The 23209-nt window shown below is 62.9% G+C and carries 21 protein-coding genes; 4 read left to right on the plus strand and 17 right to left on the minus strand.

The annotated features are described in order from the left end of the window. Window positions 1-6 precede the first annotated feature (6 nt). The gene (locus B5525_RS41570; protein ID WP_425305347.1) at window positions 7-957 is read left to right on the plus strand and encodes a 3-hydroxybutyryl-CoA dehydrogenase; all 951 of its coding nucleotides are present in this window, start codon (window positions 7-9) and stop codon (window positions 955-957) included. Here the strand turns inward: B5525_RS41570 and B5525_RS41575 are convergent. The 6 genes from B5525_RS41575 to kynA form a co-directional block, all read right to left on the minus strand. Beyond that, window positions 954-2000, minus strand: coding sequence for a peptidase M29 (locus B5525_RS41575; protein ID WP_079572162.1), 1047 nt, complete (start codon window positions 1998-2000; stop codon window positions 954-956). The two genes, B5525_RS41570 and B5525_RS41575, sit on opposite strands and share 4 nt — an antisense overlap. A 143-nt stretch (window positions 2001-2143) precedes the next feature. Further along, window positions 2144-2911 carry an ABC transporter permease gene (locus B5525_RS41580; protein ID WP_079572164.1) on the minus strand — a complete coding sequence of 256 codons (768 nt, stop codon included), beginning with the start codon at window positions 2909-2911 and terminating at the stop codon, window positions 2144-2146. Continuing rightward, window positions 2908-3693 (minus strand): ABC transporter permease, encoded by a 786-nt coding sequence (locus B5525_RS41585; RefSeq protein WP_079572165.1) that lies wholly within the window; start codon window positions 3691-3693, stop codon window positions 2908-2910. Before B5525_RS41585 ends, B5525_RS41580 begins: the two co-directional genes overlap by 4 nt. After that, complete coding sequence (locus B5525_RS41590; RefSeq protein ID WP_079572167.1) at window positions 3690-4535, minus strand: ABC transporter ATP-binding protein; 846 nt, start codon at window positions 4533-4535, stop codon at window positions 3690-3692. The genes B5525_RS41585 and B5525_RS41590 overlap by 4 nt, the downstream gene beginning before the upstream one ends. A 141-nt stretch (window positions 4536-4676) precedes the next feature. Continuing rightward, window positions 4677-5300, minus strand: a complete 624-nt coding sequence (gene kynB / locus B5525_RS41595; protein WP_079572168.1) for an arylformamidase — start codon at window positions 5298-5300, stop codon at window positions 4677-4679. Beyond that, window positions 5297-6133 carry a tryptophan 2,3-dioxygenase gene (kynA, locus tag B5525_RS41600; RefSeq protein WP_425305243.1) on the minus strand — a complete coding sequence of 279 codons (837 nt, stop codon included), beginning with the start codon at window positions 6131-6133 and terminating at the stop codon, window positions 5297-5299. The genes kynB and kynA overlap by 4 nt, the downstream gene beginning before the upstream one ends. A 227-nt stretch (window positions 6134-6360) precedes the next feature. On the opposite strand from kynA, the gene kynU reads away from it, so the two are divergent. Beyond that, complete coding sequence (kynU, locus tag B5525_RS41605; RefSeq protein WP_079572169.1) at window positions 6361-7614, plus strand: kynureninase; 1254 nt, start codon at window positions 6361-6363, stop codon at window positions 7612-7614. 27 nt (window positions 7615-7641) lie between these two features. Here kynU and ilvD read toward each other — a convergent pair whose 3' ends face one another. Together ilvD and B5525_RS41615 are read right to left on the minus strand one after the other, a co-directional pair. Continuing rightward, entirely contained in the window at window positions 7642-9336 is a 1695-nt protein-coding gene (ilvD, locus tag B5525_RS41610; RefSeq protein WP_079572170.1) for a dihydroxy-acid dehydratase, read from the minus strand. A 60-nt stretch (window positions 9337-9396) separates the two neighbouring features. Next, a complete protein-coding gene (locus B5525_RS41615) occupies window positions 9397-10380 on the minus strand; it encodes an ABC transporter substrate-binding protein (RefSeq protein ID WP_079574465.1) in 984 nt (327 codons plus the stop codon). A gap of 187 nt (window positions 10381-10567) precedes the next feature. Between B5525_RS41615 and B5525_RS41620 the strand changes: the two genes are divergently transcribed. Together B5525_RS41620 and B5525_RS41625 are read left to right on the plus strand one after the other, a co-directional pair. Then, window positions 10568-11479 (plus strand): NAD(P)-dependent oxidoreductase, encoded by a 912-nt coding sequence (locus B5525_RS41620; protein WP_079572172.1) that lies wholly within the window; start codon window positions 10568-10570, stop codon window positions 11477-11479. 79 nt (window positions 11480-11558) lie between these two features. Then, entirely contained in the window at window positions 11559-12713 is a 1155-nt protein-coding gene (locus B5525_RS41625; protein ID WP_079572173.1) for a zinc-dependent alcohol dehydrogenase, read from the plus strand. Window positions 12714-12776: 63 nt separating this feature from the next. On the opposite strand, the gene B5525_RS41630 is transcribed toward B5525_RS41625, so the two are convergent. The 9 genes from B5525_RS41630 to B5525_RS41670 form a co-directional block, all read right to left on the minus strand. Further along, window positions 12777-14369, minus strand: coding sequence for an NAD-dependent malic enzyme (locus B5525_RS41630; protein ID WP_079574466.1), 1593 nt, complete (start codon window positions 14367-14369; stop codon window positions 12777-12779). Between the two features lie 208 nt (window positions 14370-14577). Beyond that, on the minus strand, window positions 14578-15282 hold the full coding sequence (locus B5525_RS41635) for an ABC transporter ATP-binding protein (RefSeq protein ID WP_079572174.1): 705 nt from the start codon (window positions 15280-15282) through the stop codon (window positions 14578-14580). A 4-nt stretch (window positions 15283-15286) separates the two neighbouring features. Beyond that, a complete protein-coding gene (locus tag B5525_RS41640) occupies window positions 15287-16060 on the minus strand; it encodes an ABC transporter ATP-binding protein (RefSeq protein ID WP_079572176.1) in 774 nt (257 codons plus the stop codon). Beyond that, the gene (locus B5525_RS41645; RefSeq protein WP_244568132.1) at window positions 16057-17034 is read right to left on the minus strand and encodes a branched-chain amino acid ABC transporter permease; all 978 of its coding nucleotides are present in this window, start codon (window positions 17032-17034) and stop codon (window positions 16057-16059) included. The genes B5525_RS41640 and B5525_RS41645 overlap by 4 nt, the downstream gene beginning before the upstream one ends. A 25-nt stretch (window positions 17035-17059) precedes the next feature. After that, window positions 17060-17944 carry a branched-chain amino acid ABC transporter permease gene (locus B5525_RS41650; RefSeq protein ID WP_079572179.1) on the minus strand — a complete coding sequence of 295 codons (885 nt, stop codon included), beginning with the start codon at window positions 17942-17944 and terminating at the stop codon, window positions 17060-17062. 55 nt (window positions 17945-17999) lie between these two features. Beyond that, complete coding sequence (locus B5525_RS41655) at window positions 18000-19253, minus strand: ABC transporter substrate-binding protein (protein WP_079572181.1); 1254 nt, start codon at window positions 19251-19253, stop codon at window positions 18000-18002. 65 nt (window positions 19254-19318) lie between these two features. Further along, a complete protein-coding gene (locus tag B5525_RS41660) occupies window positions 19319-21712 on the minus strand; it encodes a xanthine dehydrogenase family protein molybdopterin-binding subunit (RefSeq protein WP_079572182.1) in 2394 nt (797 codons plus the stop codon). Next, entirely contained in the window at window positions 21709-22194 is a 486-nt protein-coding gene (locus B5525_RS41665; RefSeq protein WP_079572184.1) for a (2Fe-2S)-binding protein, read from the minus strand. The genes B5525_RS41660 and B5525_RS41665 overlap by 4 nt, the downstream gene beginning before the upstream one ends. Next, window positions 22191-23072, minus strand: a complete 882-nt coding sequence (locus tag B5525_RS41670) for an FAD binding domain-containing protein (protein WP_079572186.1) — start codon at window positions 23070-23072, stop codon at window positions 22191-22193. Before B5525_RS41670 ends, B5525_RS41665 begins: the two co-directional genes overlap by 4 nt. Between the last annotated feature and the right edge of the window lie 137 nt (window positions 23073-23209).

A 23209-nucleotide genomic window follows, 5' to 3' on the forward strand; every position in this document is an offset into this window, starting at 1 on the left:
GGCCGCATGGGCCGCGGCATCGCGGTGGCCTTCGCCTATGCCGGCCACGCCGTCACCATGATCGACGTCAAGACGCGCTCCACAGCCCAGTTCGCGACGCTCGAAGCCGACGCGCTCGGCGAGGTCAGGAAGACGCTGGCAAGCCTGGCGCGGTTCGGATTGCTGTCGGAGGGGGGTGCCGATGCAGTCATCGCCCGAGTCTCCGTGGCGCCTGCACAGAATATGGCTGCAGCGCTGACCGGCGCCGGCATCGTGTTCGAGGGCGTGCCCGAAATGGTCGATCTCAAGCGCGAGGTGCTGGCGGCCGCCTCAAAATGCGTCGACCCCGAGGTTATCATTGCCTCGACCACTTCCACTATCCTGGTCGACGATATCTCAGGTTCGGTGCAGCGCCCCGAGCGTTTCCTCAACGTGCACTGGCTGAACCCGGCCTATCTGATCCCGCTGGTCGAGATATCACCGGGCGCGGTGACGGATCCGGCTGTGATCGCCCAGGTGAAAACGCTGCTCGAAGGCATCGGCAAGGTGCCCGTGGTGTGCGCGGCCACGCCCGGCTTCATCGTGCCGCGGATCCAGGCGCTCGCCATGAACGAGGCGGCACGAATGGTCGAGGAAGGCGTCGCCAGCGCCGAGGACATCGACAAGGCGATCCGCTACGGCTTCGGTTTCCGCTACGCGGTGCTGGGCCTGCTGGAGTTCATCGACTGGGGCGGCGGCGACATCCTCTATTACGCCAGCCGCTATCTCGAGGGTGCGCTCGGCAGCGACCGCTATCGCGCACCCGAGGTGATTTCGCGCAACATGCGCGACGGCCGCATCGGCATGCGCACCGGTGCGGGCTTCCTCGATTATTCCGGCCTCGATGTCGATGCCTATCGCGAAAAGCGCCTTGCGGAGATGGTCGAATTGCTCCGGCATTTCGGCCTGGCACGGCCGCCGGTGCTGGATCGGGATTAGCCGAACACGTCCTGCAGCACGCCCTCGCGCACCACGGCGACGCCGTCGAGCTCGATCGTGGTTCCCATCATCGGCAGGTCGAAATGCCCGGCCGTATGACGGCCGGCGAACTCGTTGGCGCCGGTGGAGAACAGGAAATTTCCGGAGACCGCGCGCAGCTCCGTGCCGTTGGTGTCGCGCTGGTCGTACATCGTCAGCGCCTCATAGCGCGCGCCGGGGTTCATGCCGAAGCCGACATGCGACACCGCATAGGCCTCGCGGTCGCCCCAAGCCGCCAGATAGGAGCGCATCATGGTGGCGTCCGCGCCCTCGCCTTCGAGATCGGTGACGTAATCGTTTTTCAGGGTCATCTTGATAGGCGAGGTCAGATAGCGCTTGAAGGTGAGGTTGATGTCCCCGGCCGCCATCACCAGCGTGCCGTTCACGGTACCGCTCTTGGGGAAACTGACGACGATACCGCCGGGCCAATGCGCCAGCGTGCCGGGTCGGTCGGTCCAGCCCCAGACGCCGACGGTGGAAGCACCGACCATATCGACGTCGAGATCCGTGCCGGCTTTCGAGGTCACGCGCATCCGTTTGGTTCCGCGCAGCATCTTGGCCGCCGCGCGCACCCGCTTTTCCAGCGCCAGGTCAGGCACCATGCGCTCGAGCGCTTCCGGATGTTCATTGGAGATGTTGAGAATACGCGCGCCCGCTTTGAGGATTTCCGGCGTTTCCGCCGCATGCATCAAGCCTTCGATGGTGCAATCGACCACGAAACCCGCCTGCTGCAACGCCGTGACGACAGGCCCAAGGCGCTGGATTGCGATGCTGGCGCCGGTGGAGCGGATCGGCACGGCCTCGCGGTTGCGCGGCGTCGGCACGATGATGTGAAAGGGCTTGGCGCCCATTCTCAATAAAGCGAGTTCGGCGAGGTGGACATTGAGCGCGCGCGACTGCGTTTCCGAAAGGATCGCGGCGGTATCGCCCGGCTTGACCGCGCAGCGCTCGAAAATCTCGCAGAACGCGTCGATCCATTTCGCTTCGATGCGATCTGCCAGCATGTCTTATCTCCACTCATGCCATAGTCGTCATGCCCGGCCTCGTGCCGGGCATCCACGTCTTAACAGCATAGCAGCAAAGAAGACGTGGATGGCCGGGACAAGCCCGGCCATGACGAGAAAATACAACACCGCACGACCCGTCATCAGACTTCCGGAAACCCGCGCAGCAGATAGGTCCGCAAGCTTTCCAGGAGACCATTGAGGATCAGGCCCAGCAGCGAGATCGTGATCAGCGGCACGAACATGTCAACCGCCTGGAAGGTCCGGGCCGCCGTCACCAGCACATGACCGAGGCCGTCGGTCGACGTGATCATTTCCGCGAGAAACACCACGATACAGGAGATGACAAGCCCGATGCGGCAGCCGGTCAGGATCGACGGCACCGCGGCAGGCAGCACCACCTTGAACAGGATTTGGCCCCGCGGCGTGCCCGCGGCCATCGCCGACCAGATCAGCTTTTGCTCGACCATAGAGGCGCCGTAATAGGTCGACAGCAGGATCGGAAACAGCGCATCCGCGGCCACCAGCATGATTTTCGATTGATGCCCGAATCCGAGCAACAACAGCAGCGCCGGATACAGAGCCACCTTCGGTAAGGGCGCCAATACACGAACGATCGGACGGACCACTGCGTTGATCGCGGGGTTCGCCGCCGCGGCCAGGCCGATGGTGACGCCGAGGATCACCGCAATCGAAAATCCGGCGAACAGACGAAACAGCGTTGCGGCAATCTCCTCCTGGAACGTCGTGGTCGCGAGTTGATTCACCAGCCGCAGGAACACCATCCCCGGCGGCGGCAGCAGCGCAGGCGGCGCGTAGCCGAATGACGAAATCGCCTGCCACAGCGCGATCAGGACCGCGATCGGCGCGATCCCGAGAAGAACATCCGTGGTGACGGCGCGAAGGTTCATGCGAAGCTCAAGGGAATGTCGAAGCCCGGCTCGGACCATTTTACCAACCTGCCGCGCATCTTCTCAAACGCAGCGTCAAGACCTATGCCCATCGCGCCGATGATGATGATCATCGCGTAGACGGTATCGTATTGCCCCATGTCGAGTGCGTTGAACAGGATGTTTCCGGCACCCGACTGCCGTGCGATCATCTCCGAGGTGACCATGGTGATCAACGCCAGCACCAGCCCGGTGCGGCAGCCTGTAAGAATTTCGGGCAATGCCGCCGGCAGCACGATCCAGATCATGCGCTGCGCCGCGGAAAGTCCCATGGCGGCGCCCGACCACAGCATCTTTTCCTCGACCGCCTTGGCGCCCTGAAAGCTGTGATAGATCACGGGCAGGCTGACGCCGAGGAAGATCACCAGCGTCTTGGCGACGTCGCCGACTCCGAGCCAAAGCATGATGATCGGCATCAAGGCTGCCTTCGGCACCGGATAGATCACCATCAATAGCGGATTGAAGAACGACGCGACACCGCGCGAACGACCCATCATCAATCCCAGTGGAATCGAAAAGATTACGCCGACGCCAAAGCCGATCGCCATGCGGCGCAGCGAGGCCAGAATGTTGATCAGGGACTCCTTGTCGCCGAGGATGGAGGGGATCGCCCGGACGGCCTCCCACGCGGTTGGAAAGCTCTCCGTGTTCAGGATCAGCGCCCCGATCTGCCAGACCCCGAGCAGGCCGAGACAGGCGAGCCACGGCGCCGAGCGCGAGAGCAGCGCGCGCCCTGACATCATGGCCGCAACTCGTCTTCGCTCGAGTCGTCGAACATGCGCTCGATATCGACCACGTATTTCTGGTAGCGGGGATCGAGCAGCAGCTCCGTCCGACGGCGCGGCCGCGGCAGGTCGATATCGATGACCTCCTTGATGCGTCCGGGTGAACGCGTCATCACCACGACCTTGTCCGACAGATACACCGCCTCCTCGACCGAGTGGGTGACGAACAGGACGGTCTTGCGGTCGCGCTCCCAGATATTGAGCAGGTCGTTCTGCAGCCGCGTGCGGGTATGCGCGTCCAGCGCGCCGAACGGCTCGTCCATCAGCAATACCGCGGGGTGATAGGCCAGCGTGCGCGCCAGGGCGACACGCTGCTTCATGCCGCCGGACAATTCCTTGGGGTAAAAATGCTCAAAACCCTTGAGGCCGACCATCTCGATCAGCGCCCGGCTTTGCGCCTCGGCCTCGGCCGGCTTCACGCCCTGCTGGCGCGGACCGTACATCACATTGCCGAGCACGCTCTTCCAGGGAAACAGCGCGAACTCCTGAAATACCGGTCCGCGATCGGGCCCGGGCCCGGTGATCGCTTTGCCCTTCACCCTGGCGACGCCGGCGCTCGGGCTGACAAAGCCACCGACGATATAAAGCAGGGTCGATTTTCCGCAGCCGGAGGGGCCCAGAATGGAGACGAAGGCACCATCCTCGATTGTCAGTGAAATCTCCGACAATGCAAGATGGTCCTGACGGCCGGAAGTGCGGAAGACCTGCGAAACCCGGTCGATCTCGATCATGGCGGCCGCCTGCTGCCGCGCAGGCGGGGCCTTCGCCTCGATGTCTGGTCGCGATGGCACCAGCTTCATTTCCGCTTTTCTTCCCGGCATGGATCCGTCAGGCACGGATGGTTAAACCGAGCATAGCGGAAACTTGCAAGGCCCGACGATGTCCATTTGGCTTAGTTGCCGCCTGCTGCCCCTTCCGGATTTCACGACCCATGATCATTTTCATCGCCTGAGTACCGCTCGAACAGGTGCTGCGTCGAGACCTCTTAATTTCAACGGCAGCGCGATCAATTCGTAATCGCCGGGCGCGACGTCGGCGAGCAAGAGATTTTCGATAATGCGAAGATCGTGTTGCCGGCAGACCATGTGCGACGGCAGGCTTTTCGACGTTTCCGGATCGACGGAGGGAACGTCCACGCCGATCAGGCGCGTGCCGCGAAGCGCCAGGCGCTCCACCATTTCCGGAGCCAGCGCGCGGAAACCTGTCGGCCAATCCAGAGCGTCGCCCCTATCCATCAATTTAAAGAGGAGGCGCGGCGGAGCGCCATCGAGCGCGGATGCGATCTCATCATAGCCACAGAGAGCGTCAGTCCCGCGCGCGTCAATGACCCTTGCCGGACCGATGAAATTGCCGAGATCCAGCCTATCGATACTGGCCCCTCGGGCATCGTAGTGCAGCGGTGCATCGACATGCGCGCCGCAATGGGTGGACATCGAGATGCTGGCAACATTGACCGGACATTCCGGCCCGATCGAGAAGGTCTGGCTGACCTCGAATGGCGCGTCGCCCGGAAACACGCCCATGCCGACGCGCAGCGCGGGCGAGATGTCGATCAGCGTGCTCACAATTGTGTCCTGACCTGCCAGAGTTCAGGGAATAGCACGACATCCAGCATCTTGCGCAAATAGGAAACGCCCGAGGTGCCACCGGTGCCGCGCTTGAACCCGATGATCCGTTCGACCGTCGTCACGTGGTTGAAGCGCCAGCGGCGGAAATAGTCCTCGAAATCCACCAGCTTTTCGGCGAGTTCATACAATTCCCAAAACCGCGCCGGCTCGCGATAGACCGACAACCAGGCGTTCAGGACGCTGTCGTTTTCGACGTGCGGCACCGAGACATCACGCCCAAGAACGGTTTTATCGATACCGAGGCCGCGACGATGCAGTAGCTGTATGGTGAGATCGTAGATGCTGGGAGCAAGGCGGACCGCTTCCAGCCGCTCGGCAACGGCCTTGTCGTCGGCATGAACATGCGCCATCGCGGCATTCTTGTTGCCCACCAGAAACTCGATCACACGATACTGCCAGGACTGGAAGCCGGAGGATTGCCCAAGGAGGCTACGGAATTCCGTATACTCGCTGGGCGTCATCGTGCGAAGCACATCCCAGGCCGAGTTGAGCTGTTCGAGGATACGGGATACCCGCGACAGCGTCTTGAAAGCGGGTTGCAGATCGTCCGCGGCGATCAGCCGGCAGGTGGCACCGAGCTCGTGAATCGCGAGCTTCATCCACAGCTCCGACGTCTGGTGCTGGACGATGAACAGCATCTCATCGTGCGCGGTGGAAAGCGGCTGTTGCGCCTGCAAGATACTGTCGAGCTGGAGATAGCCGGAATAGGATATTTCCTTGCGTTGCCTCATCGCGGTTTCGCCAGGTTCAACGACATCATCCCGTCTCATCGTCGGCCACGGATCGGCTGCAGTGAAATCTCCACCACGACTATCTCGTCCGAACCGCCCTCGAGGCAAGGATTTGCCTCTACCTGAAAGCACCGGCGGGTGATGTTTTAAGCCTAAAAGGATAGACTTTTGCTGTCAATCGGGATTTCCTTGGCGGGTTGAACAGAAAGAGAGCTGCGCAAGCGAATGAAACAGGCAGTTACTAACGTCTCGACTGCGGGGCACTCATGACATCGTCAGCCGACCTCACTTCGCGCGAGGCATGCGTCGCGCGCGATTCCGCCGATCCGCTTCGCAACTTCCGGGAGCCCTTCGTGATCCCCGAAGGCATCATCTACCTCGACGGCAATTCGCTCGGCCCGATGCCGCGAGGCGCCGTGGAAGTCCTGGGCCGTACCATCGAACAGGAATGGGGCCGGGATCTCATCAAGAGCTGGAACAGCGCCGGATGGTTCGACATGCCTGCCCGACTCGGCGACCGCGTCGGGGCGCTGATTGGGGCCGCACCAGGTCAGACCCTCGTTTGCGACACCACGTCGATCAATCTGTACAAGGCGATCCAGGCGGCCATTGGATTGCGACCCGGCCGCGACGTCATCATTGCCGAGGACGAGTCGTTCCCGACTGACCTCTACATCGTCGAAGGTGCGATGAAATCCGCAGGCCGTTCGATGAAGAGACGATTGATCGGCGCCGACAGCCCATCGATCGAGGCCCTGCTCGACGAAAAGGTCGCGGTTGCCGTGCTCTCCCACGTCAATTACCGCACCGGCGCGCTGCTCGACATGGCCGCCATCACCAGGCAACTGCACGACGCGGGTGCGCTGGTGGTCTGGGACCTCTGTCATTCGATCGGCGTGGTCGAAATCGCGTTCGACCTGGATGCCGTCGATTTCGCGGTCGGGTGTACCTATAAATATCTCAATGGCGGTCCCGGCTCTCCGGCATTTATTGCCGTCGCAACGGCCCATCAGGCCACCGCTCAACATCCGCTATCGGGATGGTGGGGTCATGCCGCCCCCTTTGCTTTCGATCGCGACTTTCGACCCGACGCAGGCATCAAGCGATTCCTCTGCGGTACTCAGCCGATCATTTCCCTGCGCGGCGTCGACGTGGCTCTCGACGCCATGGAGGGCGTCGAGGTGGCGGCGTTGAGACAAAAGAGCCTCGCGCTGACGGAACTTTTCATGGCGCGCGTTGCCGCGCTTTTGCCCGGCCTCCAGATCGTGACGCCGCGCCAGCCGGCGCTGCGCGGCAGCCAGGTGGGAATCTGCCTGGATAAGGGCTATGCGGTGATTCAGGCGATGATCGCGCGCGGCGTGATCGGCGATTTCCGCGCGCCCGACCTGATGCGCTTTGGCTTCGCGCCGCTTTACGTCCGGTTCCAGGACGTCTGGGACGCTGCCGAAATTCTTGCTGAGTGCATCAATGCAGAGGTCTGGCGCGATCCGCACTTCAACCGCAAGCTCGACGTGACCTGAGGCGGCTTGCTACCCACGGCTTGCGTGTCAATCGAACCACGGCCATTCCGCCGCGCCGTCATGGGTGACGGCTCCGCCGGGCGCCTGGCCGACCAGACGCGCATATTTCGCCAGCGCTCCCGCCCGGTGCCGCGGCGGCCGTGGTTTCCAGGCCTGCCGGCGTTTCGCGAACTCGCCGTCGTCGATCAACAGGTCCATGCGACGCGCGGCGGCATCGATCCGGATATGGTCGCCGTCGCGCACCAGTGCCAGCGGCCCGCCGATAAAGGATTCCGGAGAGACATAGCCGATGCACATGCCTCGCGTGGCGCCGGAAAAGCGGCCATCGGTGATCAGCGCGACCTTCTCGCCCATCCCCTGCCCGTAAATCAGCGCGGTAACGCCGAGCATCTCGCGCATGCCGGGACCGCCGACCGGCCCCTCATTGCGGATGACGAGAACCTCGCCCGCCGAATATTTTCGGTTGCGCACGGCAGCGACGCACTGCTCTTCGTCTTCGAACACGCGCGCGGTGCCTTCGAATAGCAGGTTCTTCAGACCAGCCACCTTGATGACCGCACCGTCGGGGCAAAGATTGCCCTTGAGAACCGCGACGCCGCCATCCGGCATGATCGGCTTGCTGGTATTAAAAACGATCTCGCCGTCCGGCGCGTTCGCCTCGCCGTATTCTTCCGCGATCGTCCGTCCGGTAATGGTCAGGCAACCGCCGTCAATGTGACCGCTCTCGACCAAAGCGCGGATCACAACGGCGGCGCCGCCAATGTCGTAAACGTCCTTGGCGGTGTACTTGCCGCCGGGGCGCAGATTGCCGATCAGGGGCGTGCGCGCAAACACCTCGCCGACATCGTCGAGCGTGAAGGATATGCCGGCCTCGTTTGCCAACGCCGGCAGATGCAGTGCGGCGTTGGTCGATCCACCGGTCGCGGCGACGATGGCGGCGCCGTTTTCCAGCGCCTTTCGGGTGACGATATCGCGCGGCAATGGCCCGCCGCGCCCGAGCATCTGCATCACCAGCCGCCCGGCCCGGCGCGCCACCTGCGCGCGCTCGGCGTAGACGCCGGGGATCATCGAGACGTTGGGCATCGACAGCCCCATTGCCTCGGAAACCATGCCCATGGTGTTGGCGGTAAACTGTCCCGCGCAGGCGCCAATGGTCGGCAGGCAGGAACGCTCGATACCTTCGAGTGTCGCCGCGTCGATCTCGCCCGTCATGAAGCCGCCGACCGCCTCGTAGGAGTCCAGCACGGTGAGGGTTTTTCCCTCGAACCGGCCGGGCAGCGCGCTGCCGCCATAGATGAAGATCGCCGGCACGTTGCAGCGGATCATTCCCATCATCACGCCCGGCAGCGTCTTGTCGCAGCCGCCGAAGCCGATCAGCGCGTCATAGGCGAGGCCATGCACCACAGCCTCGATCGAATCCGCGATCAATTCGCGCGACAGCAGCGAGAACTTCATGCCCTCGTGGTTCATGCTGATGCCGTCGGAGACCGAAATGGTGGCGAATTCCCGCGGCGTTCCACCGGCCTCCGCGATCCCGGCCTTGGCGGCATCAACCTGGAAATCGTGGGTCATGTTGCAGGGCGTCTGCTCGCCCTTCATGCTGACCACGCCGATCATCGGCTTGCTGAGCGCCTCGTCGTCGAGCCCCATCGCGCGCATGAAGGCGCGGTGGGGCGCACGATCGAGGCCATCGGTCGTCACGCGGGATCGCCACTTTTTCATCGGTCAAAATCTCTTTCCAGGCCGTCCCGGCCCTCGCCGGGACGACGCGTGGAGCCTCGCTTACTGGATCGGCGCGACGATGGTCGGATGCTTGAACTGCGCGACGTCCATCTTCGGCAGCATGCCTGTTGCCGCGTAGATATCGAGCATCTTCTGGATCGCCTCGAAATTCGGCGCCGCACCGGGATCCCTGCCGAAATCATTGTCCTTGAGCAGATAGGTATCAAGAACGGGGATCGGTGCTTTCAGAACCTCGGAAACCACCTTGAGCGTCTCCTCGCGGTTGGCCAGCGCTTTCTTCATGCCAGAGGTGATGTCGCGAACATAGGCTTTGACCAGATCCGGATTCTTGTCGACGAAGTCGGCGCGGCAGGCCTCCAGAATGTGAACGATGTTCGGCATTTCCTCCGAAAGCGAAAACAGCTTGCGGGTGCCGCCCTTCGCCTCCGCGCGCGCCGCGAACGGCTGATTCATGTTCACGGCATCGACGCGGCCTTGGCGCAGCGCGTCTTCGGAGACGGCGAAGCCGACTTCGACCAGCTTGATGTCTTTTGCGGGATCGACGCCATTCTTTTTCAGGAGCATCGCGAACGGGCCGTAGGTGCCGCCGCCGATCACCGAGATGCCGATGGTCTTGCCCTTGAGATCGGCAATGGTCTTGATTGGGGAATTATCCATCACGGCCCAATAGACCGAAAAACCGCCGGGCTTTTCATAGACGTGCTGCGCCACGATATAGGCCTTCAGATTTCCGCCGACCACGCCGTTCGCCAGCGACAGCGGCGCCTGCGTTGCGCAGTCAAGCGCGCCCGCGGCCAGCGCCTGCGTCATCGGCGCGGTGCCCTGGAATTGGGTCCATTCGATATTGTAGGTCTTGCCGAGATCGGGAAATTCCGCAGGGCGGCGCATCATCCAGTATTTCGATTCCTCGGCCGGAATGGTCCAGCCGACGCGGATCGTCTGCTGCGCCTGCGCCGGGCCCAGGCTACCAAGAATCGCAGCGAGAGCCCCGGCAGCCAAAAGCCATTTTGAAGATATCCGCATCAATCCTGCTCCACTTTTTTCGATGCTGCCCGGCGCCAGCGCATCTAACATGGCCCAAGCCTTTCATGGTTCAAACAATCAGGCAAGCCACCGGAGCGTGCTTGTGGCGGCCAGGGCTCGGCCGGAATGTGTGGTAAAGCCACTCCGTGAGATAAGGTTTTGTGGCGACGAATAAGGGAGAAGTGGAATGGCTGGTGTTCGCGGGACGGACGGGGGAAGAGCGGAAAAGGTCGGCTATCTCGGGCTCGGGATGATGGGATTTCCGATGGCGCGGCGCCTCCTGAGCGCCGGCCACGATGTCACCGTCTGGAACCGTTCCGCCGGCAAGGCCGCAACACTGATCGAGGCCGGCGCGAAACCCGCCAGCCGTCCGCGCGACGTGGCCGACGCCGCCAGCATCATCTTCATGTGCCTCACGGACGCTGCGGCCGTCGAGGAGGTGGTATTCGGCCGCGACGGTCTGGCGACCGCAGGCTGCCAGGGAAAACTCGTCGTCGACTTCTCCTCGATTCACCCGGATGCGGCGCGCGCCATCGCGGCGCGGCTGAAGACGACGAACGGCATGGGATGGATCGACGCGCCAGTGTCCGGCGGCACCATGGGCGCCGAGGAAGGCACGCTCGCGGTGATGGCCGGCGGCGATGCCGCCGATATCGAACGGGTGCGGCCCTATGTTCTGGCGATGGCACGGCGGCTCACCCATATGGGAGCGACCGGCGCGGGCCAGACGACAAAACTCTGCAACCAGGTGATCGTCGGCTGCGCCATGGCGGTGCTCGCGGAAGCGACCCGGCTTGCCGTGAACGCCGGTATCGACGCCAAGCGGCTGCCCGAGGCACTTGCCGGCGGCTTTGCCGATTCGATTCCATTGCAATTGTTCGTGCCGCGCATGGTGCAGGGCATTCACGCCCCGCCGCTCGGCCATATCGCCACCATGCTCAAAGACCTCGACACGGTGATCGACGTCGCGCGCGACACATCGAGCCCGGTACCTATGGCGGGCCTCGCCGCGCAATTGTTCCGGCTGGCCAAGGCGGCGCGCGGCGCGGACGCCGACGCGCTCGAAATCTACAAGCTGTCGGCCGAGCAAACCGGATGAGGCAGCCTGATTTGCGCAACAGGGAATTTCGCCGCGCAACGAATTCCGATAGGCTTCCGCTACACGGGGATAATCGCCAATGTACAAGCCTGCCGGCGTCAAGACGTCACCCGAATTTGCCGTTCCCACACACATGAAGGCCTGGGTTCTGGGCGACCCGGACCAGCTGCTGCTGCGCGAGAAGCCGACGCCCATCCCGCGCCGCGCGGAAGTTCTGGTCCGTATCGACGCGGTGGCGATCTGCGCCACCGATCTCGAGATCATCCACGGCGGCTCGCCCGCGAGCATCGGCGGCGGCCTGCCCTTCAACAAGGATTTCACACCCGGCCACGAATATATGGGCACGGTGGCAGCACTCGGACCCGACGTCGACGAGTTTGGGATCGGCGAGCGCGTCAGCGTGGAAATCCATGCCGGCTGCGGCCAGTGCAAGCGATGCCGGCAAGGCATGTACACCTCATGCCTGAACTACGGCAAACCCGAGAAGGGTCACCGCGCCAACGGCTTTACCACCGATGGCGGCTTCGCCGAATACGCGGTCAATCACATCAACACGCTGGCGCGGGTGCCGGACACCATGAGCGACGCGGAAGCAACGCTGGTGGTCACCGCCGGGACCTCGATGTACGGCCTCACTGAACTCGGCGGGCTGGTAGCCGGCGAAAGCGTTGTCGTGATCGGTCCGGGCCCGATCGGGCTGCTCGCGGTCGCCGTTGCCAAGGCGCTGGGAGCAAGTCCCGTGATCCTGACGGGAACGCGCAACAGGCGCCTTGCGATCGGCAAGGAACTGGGCGCCGACCGCGTCGTCAACATTGCGGAAGAGGACGCGGTCGATGTCGTGAGGGCGCTCACCGGCGGCATCGGCGCGGATTATGTGGTCGAGTGCGCCGGCACCGAGGCCACCGTCAATCAGGCCATACACATGGCTAACCGCGGCGGCAAGATCTGCCTTGCCGCCTTCCCGCACGATCCCGTCACCACCGATCTCGCGCATCTCGTGAAGAACAATATCTATGTCTACGGCATTCGCGGCGAAGGCCGCAGCGCCACGCGGCGTGCGATGGCACTAATGGCGGAAAAGCGGTTCGACGCCACGAAGATCCACACCCATACGTTTGCGCTGGCCGACCTGCCAACCGCGCTGCGCTATGCAAGGGACCGAGTCGAGGACGCCATCAAGGTGGTGGTTACGACGAGGCAGGCAAACATGCTGAGCGGCGTCGCAGCAGAGTGAGGCGCGGGCCCGTATCCCGCGCGAGACTTGGGGCGTCGTCGTAGATCCAGGCCCCGGCCTGCTTCAATAATGCGGGTGGTACATCTGCGACTGAACGAACGCCATCAGATCGTTCGGCGCCGGCGCGGTTGCGAGACCGCGTTTATAGGCCACCTCGGCGACCGCCACGGCGATATGGGCCGAGACTTCACGGATGCGCGGCAGCGCCGGGTAGAGGCTGCCCTGCTCGATGTCGTCCTTGTTGACGAGATAGGCCAGCGTGTGCGCGGCGGCCATGAACATCTCGTCGGTCACCAGCCTCGATCCACTTGCGATCGCACCAAGTCCGACGCCGGGGAAGATGTAGGAATTGTTGCCTTGGCGCGGCACGAAGGTCTTGCCGTCGAGTTTTACCGGATCGTAAGGGCTACCACAGGCGAACAGCGCGCGACCGCCGGTATGGCGATAAGCTTGCTCGGCGGAGCATTCCGCTTTCGACGTCGGGTTGGAAAGCGCAAACACGATCGGCCGCTCGTTGATCGCGGTCATGGCCTGCAGCACCTCCGGCGTGAAGGCACCGCCGACGGCTGCAACACCGATGATCGCAGTGGGCTTGAGCGTCTGGAGCGCGGTCAGGAAGTCGCCGATCGGCGCGTGATCATGCGCGTAACGCAGCTTGTGGTCGGTAAGGCCTGCCCTGCTTTTCACAACGAGGCCGCGCGAGTCCACGAGCCAGGTACGCTTGAGCGCGTCGGCCTCGGACGCTCCCTCCGCCATCATCGCCGAGACCACGAGGTCGGCGATACCGGTCGCGGCCTCGCCCGCGCCCAGGAAAAGCACCCTCTGGTCGGCAAGTTTTCCGCCGGTCACCCGCAATGCCGAGAACAGGCCCGCGAGCGCCACGGCGGCGGTGCCCTGAATGTCGTCGTTGAAGACATTGATCCTGTCGCGATATTTGTGCAGCAGCCGGAATGCCGAGTGATTGGCGAAGTCCTCGAACTGGATCAGCACGCCGGGGAAAGTCTCGCGCGCGGCGCTGATGAATTCGTCGACCAGATCGTCGTAAGCCGCACCGCTCAGGCGCTTCTGGCGCATGCCGATATAATAGGGATCGTTCAGGAATTCCTCGTTGTTGGTGCCGACGTCCAGCATGATGGGCAGCGTGTGCTCCGGATGGATGCCGGCGCAGGCCGAATAGAGCGAGAGCTTGCCGACTGGAATGCCCATGCCATGCGCGCCGAGGTCACCGAGACCGAGGATCCGCTCACCGTCGGTGACGACGATAAGCTTCGCCGGATACGGCCAGTTGGCGAGCATTTCCGCGATACGCCCGCGATCATTGGCGCTGATGAACATGCCCCGCGGCCGCTGGAAGATGAGGCCATAACGCTGGCAGGCAAGGCCTACCGTCGGGGTATAGATCAGCGGCTGGATTTCATCGATGTTGTCGCATACGACGCGGAAGAACAGCGCCTCGTTGCGATCGTGCAGCGAGTTGAGCGCGACGTATTTTTCGAGATCGCTGGGCAGCCCGCGCAGATTGACCAGCACACGCTCGACCTGATCCTGCATCGAAAGTACATGCGCCGGCAGGAAGCCCCGCAGCCCCAGCGCGTCGCGCTCGGCCTCCGTGAAGGCCGTACCCTTGTTAAGCAGCGGATCGCGCAACAGCGCCAGGCCGCGCGGTGTTTCGGGAGGGCGTGGGCTGGGCCGCGCCCGCACTGGCTGCACGCTCATCATATTCCTCCCAAGGCAGGCTGATTATTGTTCTAGCTTCTACTCGATTGAAGCAGAAAGCGTTGATTGAGATCAAGGCAGGAAGAGGGCTTTCCGGCTCTTCGCACCTGCGCATCTGCCTGTTACGTTGCAATGCGACAAGGCCGAATCATACCGAGCAGTAGCGCTCCTTGATCTCGTTGTCAGCCAATAGTTCGCTCGCGGCGGCGTGATAGACCACGGCGCCCTGGTCCAGAACGTAAGCGCGGTCGGCGATATCGAGCGCCAGTTCCACATTCTGCTCCACCAGGAGCACCGTCGTCCCCTGCGCCTTCATGGCGCGAAACAGCGCGAACATTTCGTCGACCAGCACCGGCATGATGCCTTCCGAGGGCTCGTCGAGCATGATCAGGTCGGGCTTGGCGATCATCGCGCGGGCAATCGCCAGCATCTGCTGTTCGCCGCCGGACATCGTGACCGCTTCCTGGTCGAGGCGCTCGGCAAGCCGAGGGAAGATGCTGGCGATGTTCGCGATCAGTTCGACCTCGCGCTTCTTTTCAGGCGACGCCACGAGACCAAGCCTGAGATTTTCGCGCACCGAAAGTCCCTGCACGATGCGGCGCTCCTCCGGCACATAGGCCAGTCCTTGCGCAAAGCGCACGTGGGCGGGCTGCGTCAACAGCTCCTTGCCCTTGAAGATCACCGACCCGCGCGTCCTGTCCATCAGACCCATGATCGACTTCAGCGTCGTGGTCTTGCCCGCACCGTTGCGGCCGATCAGGCAAACGATCTCACCCTTCGCCACCTCGATGGAGATGTCCTGCAGCACATGGCTCGCGCCATACCAGGCGTTCAGATTGCTGATCTGCAACATCCGGTCAGTGCTCCCGCTGGCCAAGATAGACCCGCTTTACCGCCTCGTTCTGGCGGACCTCCAGCGGCGTTCCCTCCGCCAGCAGTTCGCCATGGTGCAATACCAAAATACGGTCGCTGATCCCCAGCACGAGTTTCATCTTGTGCTCCACCAGGATGACGGTGCGCTCGCTGGCGAGCTTTACGATCAGGTCCATCATGGTCCGGGTTTCCTCCGGGCTCATTCCCGCGGTCGGCTCATCCAGCAACAACAGCCGCGGCCGGCTGGCCAGCGCCATGCCGATTTCCAGCGCGCGCTGTTCGCCGTGCGCCAGCGTCTTGGCCGTTCGCTCCCGCGACTCCCACAGGCCGACCAGCGCCAGCAGTTCGTCAGCCTGCTCGATCAGCTCGGTATGCCTCGCGCGCGGACGCCACATGTCGTAGCGCGACACCAATGCCTGCAACCCGATGCGGATGTTCTCGCGGGTCGAGAGCTGGGGGAACACGTTGGTGATCTGAAAGGATTTTGCCACGCCCATATGGGCAAAATGATGCTGCGGACGCCCTGTCACATCCCGGCCTTCGAATTCCACGCTGCCGCTCGTAGGCCGCAGCGCGCCGGAGAGCAAATTGAAATAGGTGCTTTTTCCCGCACCGTTGGGGCCGATGATCGAGGTAATGGCGCCCTTGGTGAATTCGGCCGAGATATTGTGCAGCGCGACGAATTTGCCGAAGGTCTTGCCAACGGCCCTGGTGCGCAGGATCGGCTGCAGCCGCGATTGGGAAGACGCCGCCGTCATGGCTTGCCCCGCGAAATCAACGTGCCCCAGATTCCCGCCGGAAAGAACAGCACGCAAATCATGAAGACGGCGCCGACGAACAATTGCCAATGCACCGTCCAGAGCGAAACGAGATTCTCGAGCAGCAGGAATGCCGCCGCGCCGACCATCGGTCCGAAGAACGTTCCCATTCCGCCGAGCAGCGCGATCATCACGACAATGCCCGAGGTGTCGTAGTGCATGATTTCGATCGGCACGATCGACAGATGCAGGGCTTGCAGCGCCCCAGCCAATCCACAAAACCCGCCTGACAGCACGAACGTCAGCAGTCGCGTCACGGTGACGTCGTAGCCGGACGCCCGGGCACGGGTCTCGTTCTCGCGCACCGCCTCGATCACCGCACCGAAGGGGGACGCCAGAATCCGCGACAGCACGAAGAACGCCGCGATAACAAAGGCCGCGATCACATAGTAGCGCGTCAGCGGATTGATGAAATCGAGCTTGATGCCGAGGATATCGATGGTGCGGACATTGATGCCGCGCAGGCCGTTCTCGCCGCCGGTCCAGTCGACGGCCTGGTAGAACAGGTAGTAGACACATTGCGACAGCGCCATCGTCACCATCGCGAAGTAGATGCCGCGGGTCCGGATCGCCAGCACGCCGATCAGCGCCGCCATCAACAGGCCGCCGACAATGCCGATCGGGATAGCGAGGTACCAGGGCAGCGCGAAATGCACGATCGCGATGCCGCAGAGGTAGGCGCCGGTGCCGAATAGCGCGGCATGGCCGAAGGACAACAGGCCGAGATAGCCGTAGACCAGATTGAAGCCGAGGGCGTAGAGACCATAGATCAGGATGTTCACCGCAAGCGCCGTGAACGGCATGACCAGCGGAAACACCAGCACCACGAGGCTCGCGATGCTGGCGCGGTGCCGGGTCGCGAACTGAAACCAGCTCACGGGCGGCGGCTGCGCCAGTCGAATTGGCTGGGTCATCTCGTTCATGCGCTGATTTTCACCTTCAACTCATCAACCCGGCGCGGCCGAAGAATCCCTGCGGCCGGACGATCAAAACAATTGCCATCAGCGCGAAGATCGAAACCTTCCCCATTTCCGGGGCAAACAGCGAGGTCATGCTGACGACGACGCCGACCAGGAGACCGGCGAGCACTGCGCCGCCGATCGACCCCATGCCGCCCACAACCGTCACGACAAAGGCTTCGGCGAGAATGGTGCTGCCCATCTCGGGAATGACGCCCTGCAACGGCGCGGCCAGCAATCCCGCAAAGCCGGCGATTGCGGTGCCGATGCCGAACACGATCAGCCAGACCCGCGCGACGTCAACACCGAGCACGCGGACGATCTGCGGATCACGGGCGCCGGCGCGGATGATCAGCCCGAAACTGGTCTTTTCCAGAAACAGCCAAAGCGCCAGCAGAACCGCGGCCGTCGCGCCGATCACGAACAGCCGGTAGAGCGGGAAATAGCCGACCCCGATATTGACCGCACCTTGCAGGATTTCCGGGGTGTCGAACGGAAATCCGGTCTTGCCGAAGGCAATCCGGACGAGTTCGACCATTACGTAGCTGAGCCCGAACGTCAGCAGCAGCGGGTAATCGATCCCCCGGCCGTAGAGCGGCCTTATCAGGACGCGCTCCACCGCCAGACCCAACAGGCCAACGGCCAAGGGCACGACGATCAGGCAGATCCAGAAGTTTCCGCCGAGCATGAGGACGTAAACGCCGACGTAAGCGCCGACCATATAGAACGCGCCATGGGCGAAGTTGACCACGGTCAGCATGCCGAAAATCAGCGACAGGCCGATGGCAAACAGCACGTAAATCGCGCCGAGCGCCAGCCCCGCAAACAATTGCAGCGCGATGAGATTTAGGCTCAGACCGGCCATTGGCGTCCCCCAAAAGCGGTGTGTGCCGTTACAAAGGCACACACCAACGATCGCATCAGGCCTTGTGGCCGAGCTCGGCACAACTGCGCAGATTTGCCTCATTGGGCTCATCGGTGCTGATGACCTCGAACACGTCGGACTCGTTCTTCATGTCTTTCGACTTCGACTTGATGACCAGGACCGACTGCACCGACTGATGGTCGCATGTACGATAATATTGCGGCCCCTTGTAGAAGTCGTACTTCAGGGCTTCCATCGCCGCGATCACCTTGTCGGTGTCGACGCTGCCGGCATTCCTGACGGCGGTAAGCACCGTGCGCACACCGCCATAGCCGAGCGCGCCGTAGTCCGACGGCAGCCTGCCGTCATACATCTTCTTGAAGGCGTCATTGAAGGCCTTGGTGGAGGCGAACTTGTCCTCGATGCCCCAGTAGAACGAGCAGCCGCCGATCACGCCCTCGAACGCCTGCGGACCGGCCGCGACGCGGCTCGCGTGCGACAGCAGCGGCGCGATGATCTGCGTCGTCTGCTTGATGCCGAAATCGGTCGCCTGCTTCAGCACGATCTGCTGGTCGCGGCCAAAATTGCTGATGCAGAGAATGTCGGGCTTCAGCGCCTGAATGCGCGGGAGCAGCGTCGAAAAGTCAGACGTGCCGAGCGGGTGACGGATGTCGCCGAGATTCTCGACATTGAAGGCTTTGCCGACCTCGAGGAAGCCGCGGACCATCTCATGGCCGTAGGCATAGTCGGCGGTGAGGAACGCGACTTTCTTGCCAAACTTGGAAAAGGCGTAGCGGCCCACCGCGCCCGAAGTCAGATGCGGGTTCAAGGCCTCGTGGAAGGTGTATTTGCTGAAGTCGGCCACTTCGTTGATGGCGTCGGACTGGCTGATCGAATTGAAGATGATGCCGCGCTCTTTGGTAACGTTGTTGATCGCAAGCTGCACGGCGGCGGAAAGACTGCCGACCACGAAATTCACCTTTTCCTTTTCGACCAGCTCCAGCGTCCGCGTCGCCGCTTCGCCGGGATTGAGCTTGTCGTCGCGCACCACCAGCTCCGCCTTGCGACCGTTAAGCCCGCCGGCGTCGTTGAACTGGGCGACGGCCAGTTGTCCGGCCCGCACCTGATCCTGCGCCTCGGTGCCGTACGGCCCGGTCAACGGAACGGGAAAGCCGATCTTGATGTTGGCCTCCTGCGCCTGCAGCAGATTGATGCGAAATGGCGAAGCGGCGAGTGCGACGCCGGCGCTGACCGTCGTCAGCAAGCGGCGTCGGGTTATCGGTGCGGATTTGGCGGCCTTCTTGGTCATGGTGTCCTCCCCTGGATTTTATGTTGTTGGCTTTATTATATTCGGTTTTGCGGCCTCGTCCTTGTTCAAATTTTTCGCAGTGCGGTCAGGATGACCTGCGGCGTCAACGGAATCTCCGTGATCGCAGCGCCGAACGGCCTCAGCGCATCATTCACCGCATTGGCCACCGCTGCGGCGGCGCCGGCTGTCCCGGCCTCGCCCGCGCCCTTTGCCCCCAACTCGGTCTCCGCGGTCGGCGATACCACGTGGCCGATATCGATATCGGGCATTTCGCCGGACATCGGGACCAGATAGTCGGCCATATTGGCGTTGGTCAGCTGGCCGCGCTCGTCGTAAGCGCATTTTTCGAACAGCGCCGCGCCGAGGCCCTGCACTACCCCACCCCGGATCTGCTCGTCGACCAGCTGCGGATTGATGATGGTGCCGCAATCCTCGACCACCCAATGCCGAAGCAGTTTCACGAAGCCGGTATCGGTGTCGACCTCGAGCCAGGAAGCCTGAACGCCGTTGGTGAAGGCGAACGGATATTCGCGCGGCACGAAATGCCGTGTCACCATCAATTCCGGTTGGATGCCGGGTGGCAGCGTGTCCGGACGGAAATAGACGATCCTGGCGAGTTCGCGCAGCTCGATGCGCGACGAGCCGTCGTTTGCGTTCACCACCGCACCGTTGGCGATGTCGAGTTCGGCCGGCGACGACTGCAGGATCGCGGCTGCGACATCGAGGATGTTCTTGCGCAGGATTTTCGCGGCCTGAAGTGCCGCCTCCCCGCCAATGCCGGCGCCTCGCGATGCCCAGGTGCCGCCGCCATAAGGCGTGTTATCGGTATCGCCCAGAATTACTCGGACCCGCTCCATCGGAACGCCGAGCACGCTGCCGACGATCTGCGCGGTGAGCGATTCGGAGCCCTGCCCCTGCTCGGTGATGCTGGTCTGGCAGACCACCGAACCCTGGGCGTCCAGCCGTACCGCGACGCCATCCTGCGACGAGATCCGGGCGCCGCCAACCCCGTAAAACGCCGCGCTGGGATTGGTGACCTCGATGAAACTGGCAATACCAATGCCGCGATGAATGTTCTTATTTCGCAACGCGGCCTGTTCGGCGCGCAGCGCGTCATAATCCATCATCGCCATCAGCTTGTTCATCGCCGCATGATGCGACAGCAGCTCGAACCGCAGGCCCGACGGCGACGCACAGGGATAGGCATCGTCGGCAATGAGATTGCGGCGGCGGATCTCCACGGGATCCATCCCGATCTTTGCCGCCGCCAGATCGACCAGGCCTTCGGTCACCGAGCAGGCGATGGGATGGCCGACCGCGCGGTACTGGCACATTACATTCTTGTTCTGGAACACGACGCGGGCGCGGGCGCGATAGTTTTTCGTCACATAAGGGCCGCCGACGAGATTGACGACCTGGTTCGCCTCGATGGCGCTGGTGCGCGGATACATCGAATAGGGACCAATGCCGGTGAGATCGTCGATCTCGAACGCGGTGATCGCACCGTCGCGCTTGACGCCGATCCTGCCCTTGCAGCGATGGTCGCGGGCGTGGATATCGGTGTTAAAACTTTCGACCCGGTCGGCGACAAACTTTACCGGCCGGCGCAGCAATTTCGACAGCGCGTAGGTCGCCATTTCGTCGGCATAGATGTGAACCTTGATGCCAAAGGACCCGCCGACGTCCTTGCAGACTACGCGAACTTGCTGTTCCTCCAGCCGGAGATGCAGGGCCGCGATGTTCTGCACCATATGCGGCGCCTGTGTGCCCTGATAGATCGTGAGCCTTTCTTCGGCAGCGTTCCAGTCGGCGACCACCGCGCGCGGCTCGAGGGTGACGCCGGTGTGCCGGCCGAAGACAAATTCCGCTTCCACCACCGCGTCGGAATCGGCGAACGCTTGATCGACCTTGCCGGCGTCGAGATTACGCTCGAAGGCCAGATTGTCGCCGAGCGAGGGGTGGATCACCGGGGTTTGCGGATCGAGCGCGGTGCGCATGTCCGTCACCGCCTCCAATTCCCTGTATTCGACCCGCACGAGTTCCGCGGCGTCCTCGGCCACGGCGCGATTGGCCGCCACAATGGCGGCGACGGCCTCGCCCTGCCAGCACACACGATCGATCGCAATCGCGTGCTGCGGCGCCGATTTGAGGCCCTTCAAATGTGAGAGTACGCCGACCCAGGGCGTAATAACCGCTGCAAGCTCCGGGCCGGTCACGACGGCGATGACGCCGGGCAGCCGCCGCGCTTCGCTGGCGTCGATGCCGACAATTTTCGCGTGCGCATGCGGTGAGCGCAGGAACACCACATGGGCCATCCGCGGCAATTCCATATCGCTGACATACAGCCCGCGCCCCTGCATCAGCCGCTCGAGGTTGGGCCGCGGCACGACTTTGCCGATATAGGAGTTCGGCCGGTCAAGCTCAGAGAGAATTTCGGGATTGGCTGATGTCACGCTCATGTCTGGCGCCCTGCGCGCCTGCGGGCCGTGGTCTCGACCGCGTCGACAATGGCCTGGTAGCCGGTACAGCGGCAGTAATTGCCGGAAAGGTGCTCGCGGATCTGCTCGCGGCCCGGCTCGGCCTGCTGCATCAGCAAGTCCTGCGCTGCCATCAACATGCCCGGCGTGCAATAGCCGCACTGCAGCGCGTTGCGGTCACGGAAGGCCGCCTGCAGATCGGCAATCTCGCCGCTGTCGGACAATCCCTCGATGGTCTGGACCGATGCGTCGTGCGCCTGCACCGCCAGCATCAGGCAGGAACGAATGATGTCGCCGTTGACGCGCACCGTGCAGGCGCCACACACGCCGTGCTCGCAACCGACATGGGTGCCGGTCAGCTGAAGATGCTCGCGCAAGAAGTCCGCCAGATTGAGACGCGGCAAAACATGCGCATCGACGCGCTCGCCATTGACCTCGAGCGAGATTGGAACGGAAGCCGTCACGCAGATCCCCCGGCGTCGAGATCCGTGCGGCCGAGCAGCGCGGCCACGCAACGCCGCATCAGCACCGTCGCCAGATGCCGGCGCATCGAAGCCGAGGCCTCTTGATCCTCCTGGGGATCGAGCTCCTCGGCGAGCGCCGCCGATGCTTCCGACAGCACCGCGGGCGTGATGGAGATGTTGACCAGCCGGTTCGCGGCCAGGGCCAATACCGGCCGGTCGCCGACCGCAAAGAAGGCCAGCCGCAGGTCGGCAAAGACATTGGCGCCCATGACCGCCTGAGCCGCCAGGCCCGCGATGGCGTAGTCGCCATGCCGCCGGGCGAATTCGTGGAAAAAATACGCGGAATTCGTACGCTGGACCGGCAGCTCGACGGCAATCAGCAATTCGTCCGGCGAGAGCGCCGTCTCATAGATTCCCATAAAGAAATCCTCGGCCGCGATTCGCCGCTCGCCCTTTGGACCGCGCACGACAATTGTCGCATTCAACGCGACCATGCAGGCCGGCAATTCGGAGGCGGGGTCGGCATGCGCCAGGCTGCCGCCGATCGTTCCCCTGTTGCGGATCGCGGGATGCGCGACGTGGGCGATGGCTTCCGTCAGGAGCGGCGCGTGCCCAGCAACATCAGACGATCGCTGCAGATCGACATGGCGGGTCAGCGCACCGATTTTGAGAGTATTGCCATTGACGGCAATGCCCCGCAGCTCCGCGAGCTCGCCGATATCGACGATCAGCTCCGGAGAAATCAGGCGCAGATTCATTGCGGGCATCAGGCTCTGGCCGCCCGACAGCACCTTCGCCCTGTCCCCATGCGCAGCCAGCAGCTCCAATGCGTCGGCAACGCTGGTTGCGCGTGCGTAACTGAAAGCCGAGGCTTTCATTGTCATGACCTCCCAGGCCGGTTTTTCGCCGCATTTTTCGCGGGATTAGACGGTGCTGCCCCTCAAAGGTCAAGTTTGTTTATCGAGCGATTATTTGGCAGCATTCGACTTTTGGACATGTCATGATATCACGAACC

The sequence above is a fragment of the Bradyrhizobium erythrophlei genome (assembly GCF_900129505.1).
Classification (GTDB): domain Bacteria; phylum Pseudomonadota; class Alphaproteobacteria; order Rhizobiales; family Xanthobacteraceae; genus Bradyrhizobium; species Bradyrhizobium erythrophlei_D.

Excerpts from the sequence above, each read along its gene's own strand:
- B5525_RS41570 (WP_425305347.1), top strand. The coding sequence starts at position 7 with ATGGGCCGCGGCATCGCGGTGGCCTTCGCCTATGCCGGCCACGCCGTC.
- B5525_RS41575 (WP_079572162.1), bottom strand. The coding sequence starts at position 2,000 with ATGCTGGCAGATCGCATCGAAGCGAAATGGATCGACGCGTTCTGCGAG.
- B5525_RS41580 (WP_079572164.1), bottom strand. The coding sequence starts at position 2,911 with ATGAACCTTCGCGCCGTCACCACGGATGTTCTTCTCGGGATCGCGCCG.
- B5525_RS41585 (WP_079572165.1), bottom strand. The coding sequence starts at position 3,693 with ATGATGTCAGGGCGCGCGCTGCTCTCGCGCTCGGCGCCGTGGCTCGCC.
- B5525_RS41590 (WP_079572167.1), bottom strand. The coding sequence starts at position 4,535 with ATGAAGCTGGTGCCATCGCGACCAGACATCGAGGCGAAGGCCCCGCCT.
- kynA (WP_425305243.1), bottom strand. The coding sequence starts at position 6,133 with ATGAGACGGGATGATGTCGTTGAACCTGGCGAAACCGCGATGAGGCAA.
- kynU (WP_079572169.1), top strand. The coding sequence starts at position 6,361 with ATGACATCGTCAGCCGACCTCACTTCGCGCGAGGCATGCGTCGCGCGC.
- ilvD (WP_079572170.1), bottom strand. The coding sequence starts at position 9,336 with ATGAAAAAGTGGCGATCCCGCGTGACGACCGATGGCCTCGATCGTGCG.
- B5525_RS41615 (WP_079574465.1), bottom strand. The coding sequence starts at position 10,380 with ATGCGGATATCTTCAAAATGGCTTTTGGCTGCCGGGGCTCTCGCTGCG.
- B5525_RS41620 (WP_079572172.1), top strand. The coding sequence starts at position 10,568 with ATGGCTGGTGTTCGCGGGACGGACGGGGGAAGAGCGGAAAAGGTCGGC.
- B5525_RS41625 (WP_079572173.1), top strand. The coding sequence starts at position 11,559 with ATGTACAAGCCTGCCGGCGTCAAGACGTCACCCGAATTTGCCGTTCCC.
- B5525_RS41635 (WP_079572174.1), bottom strand. The coding sequence starts at position 15,282 with ATGTTGCAGATCAGCAATCTGAACGCCTGGTATGGCGCGAGCCATGTG.
- B5525_RS41640 (WP_079572176.1), bottom strand. The coding sequence starts at position 16,060 with ATGACGGCGGCGTCTTCCCAATCGCGGCTGCAGCCGATCCTGCGCACC.
- B5525_RS41645 (WP_244568132.1), bottom strand. The coding sequence starts at position 17,034 with ATGACCCAGCCAATTCGACTGGCGCAGCCGCCGCCCGTGAGCTGGTTT.
- B5525_RS41650 (WP_079572179.1), bottom strand. The coding sequence starts at position 17,944 with ATGGCCGGTCTGAGCCTAAATCTCATCGCGCTGCAATTGTTTGCGGGG.
- B5525_RS41655 (WP_079572181.1), bottom strand. The coding sequence starts at position 19,253 with ATGACCAAGAAGGCCGCCAAATCCGCACCGATAACCCGACGCCGCTTG.
- B5525_RS41660 (WP_079572182.1), bottom strand. The coding sequence starts at position 21,712 with ATGAGCGTGACATCAGCCAATCCCGAAATTCTCTCTGAGCTTGACCGG.
- B5525_RS41670 (WP_079572186.1), bottom strand. The coding sequence starts at position 23,072 with ATGAAAGCCTCGGCTTTCAGTTACGCACGCGCAACCAGCGTTGCCGAC.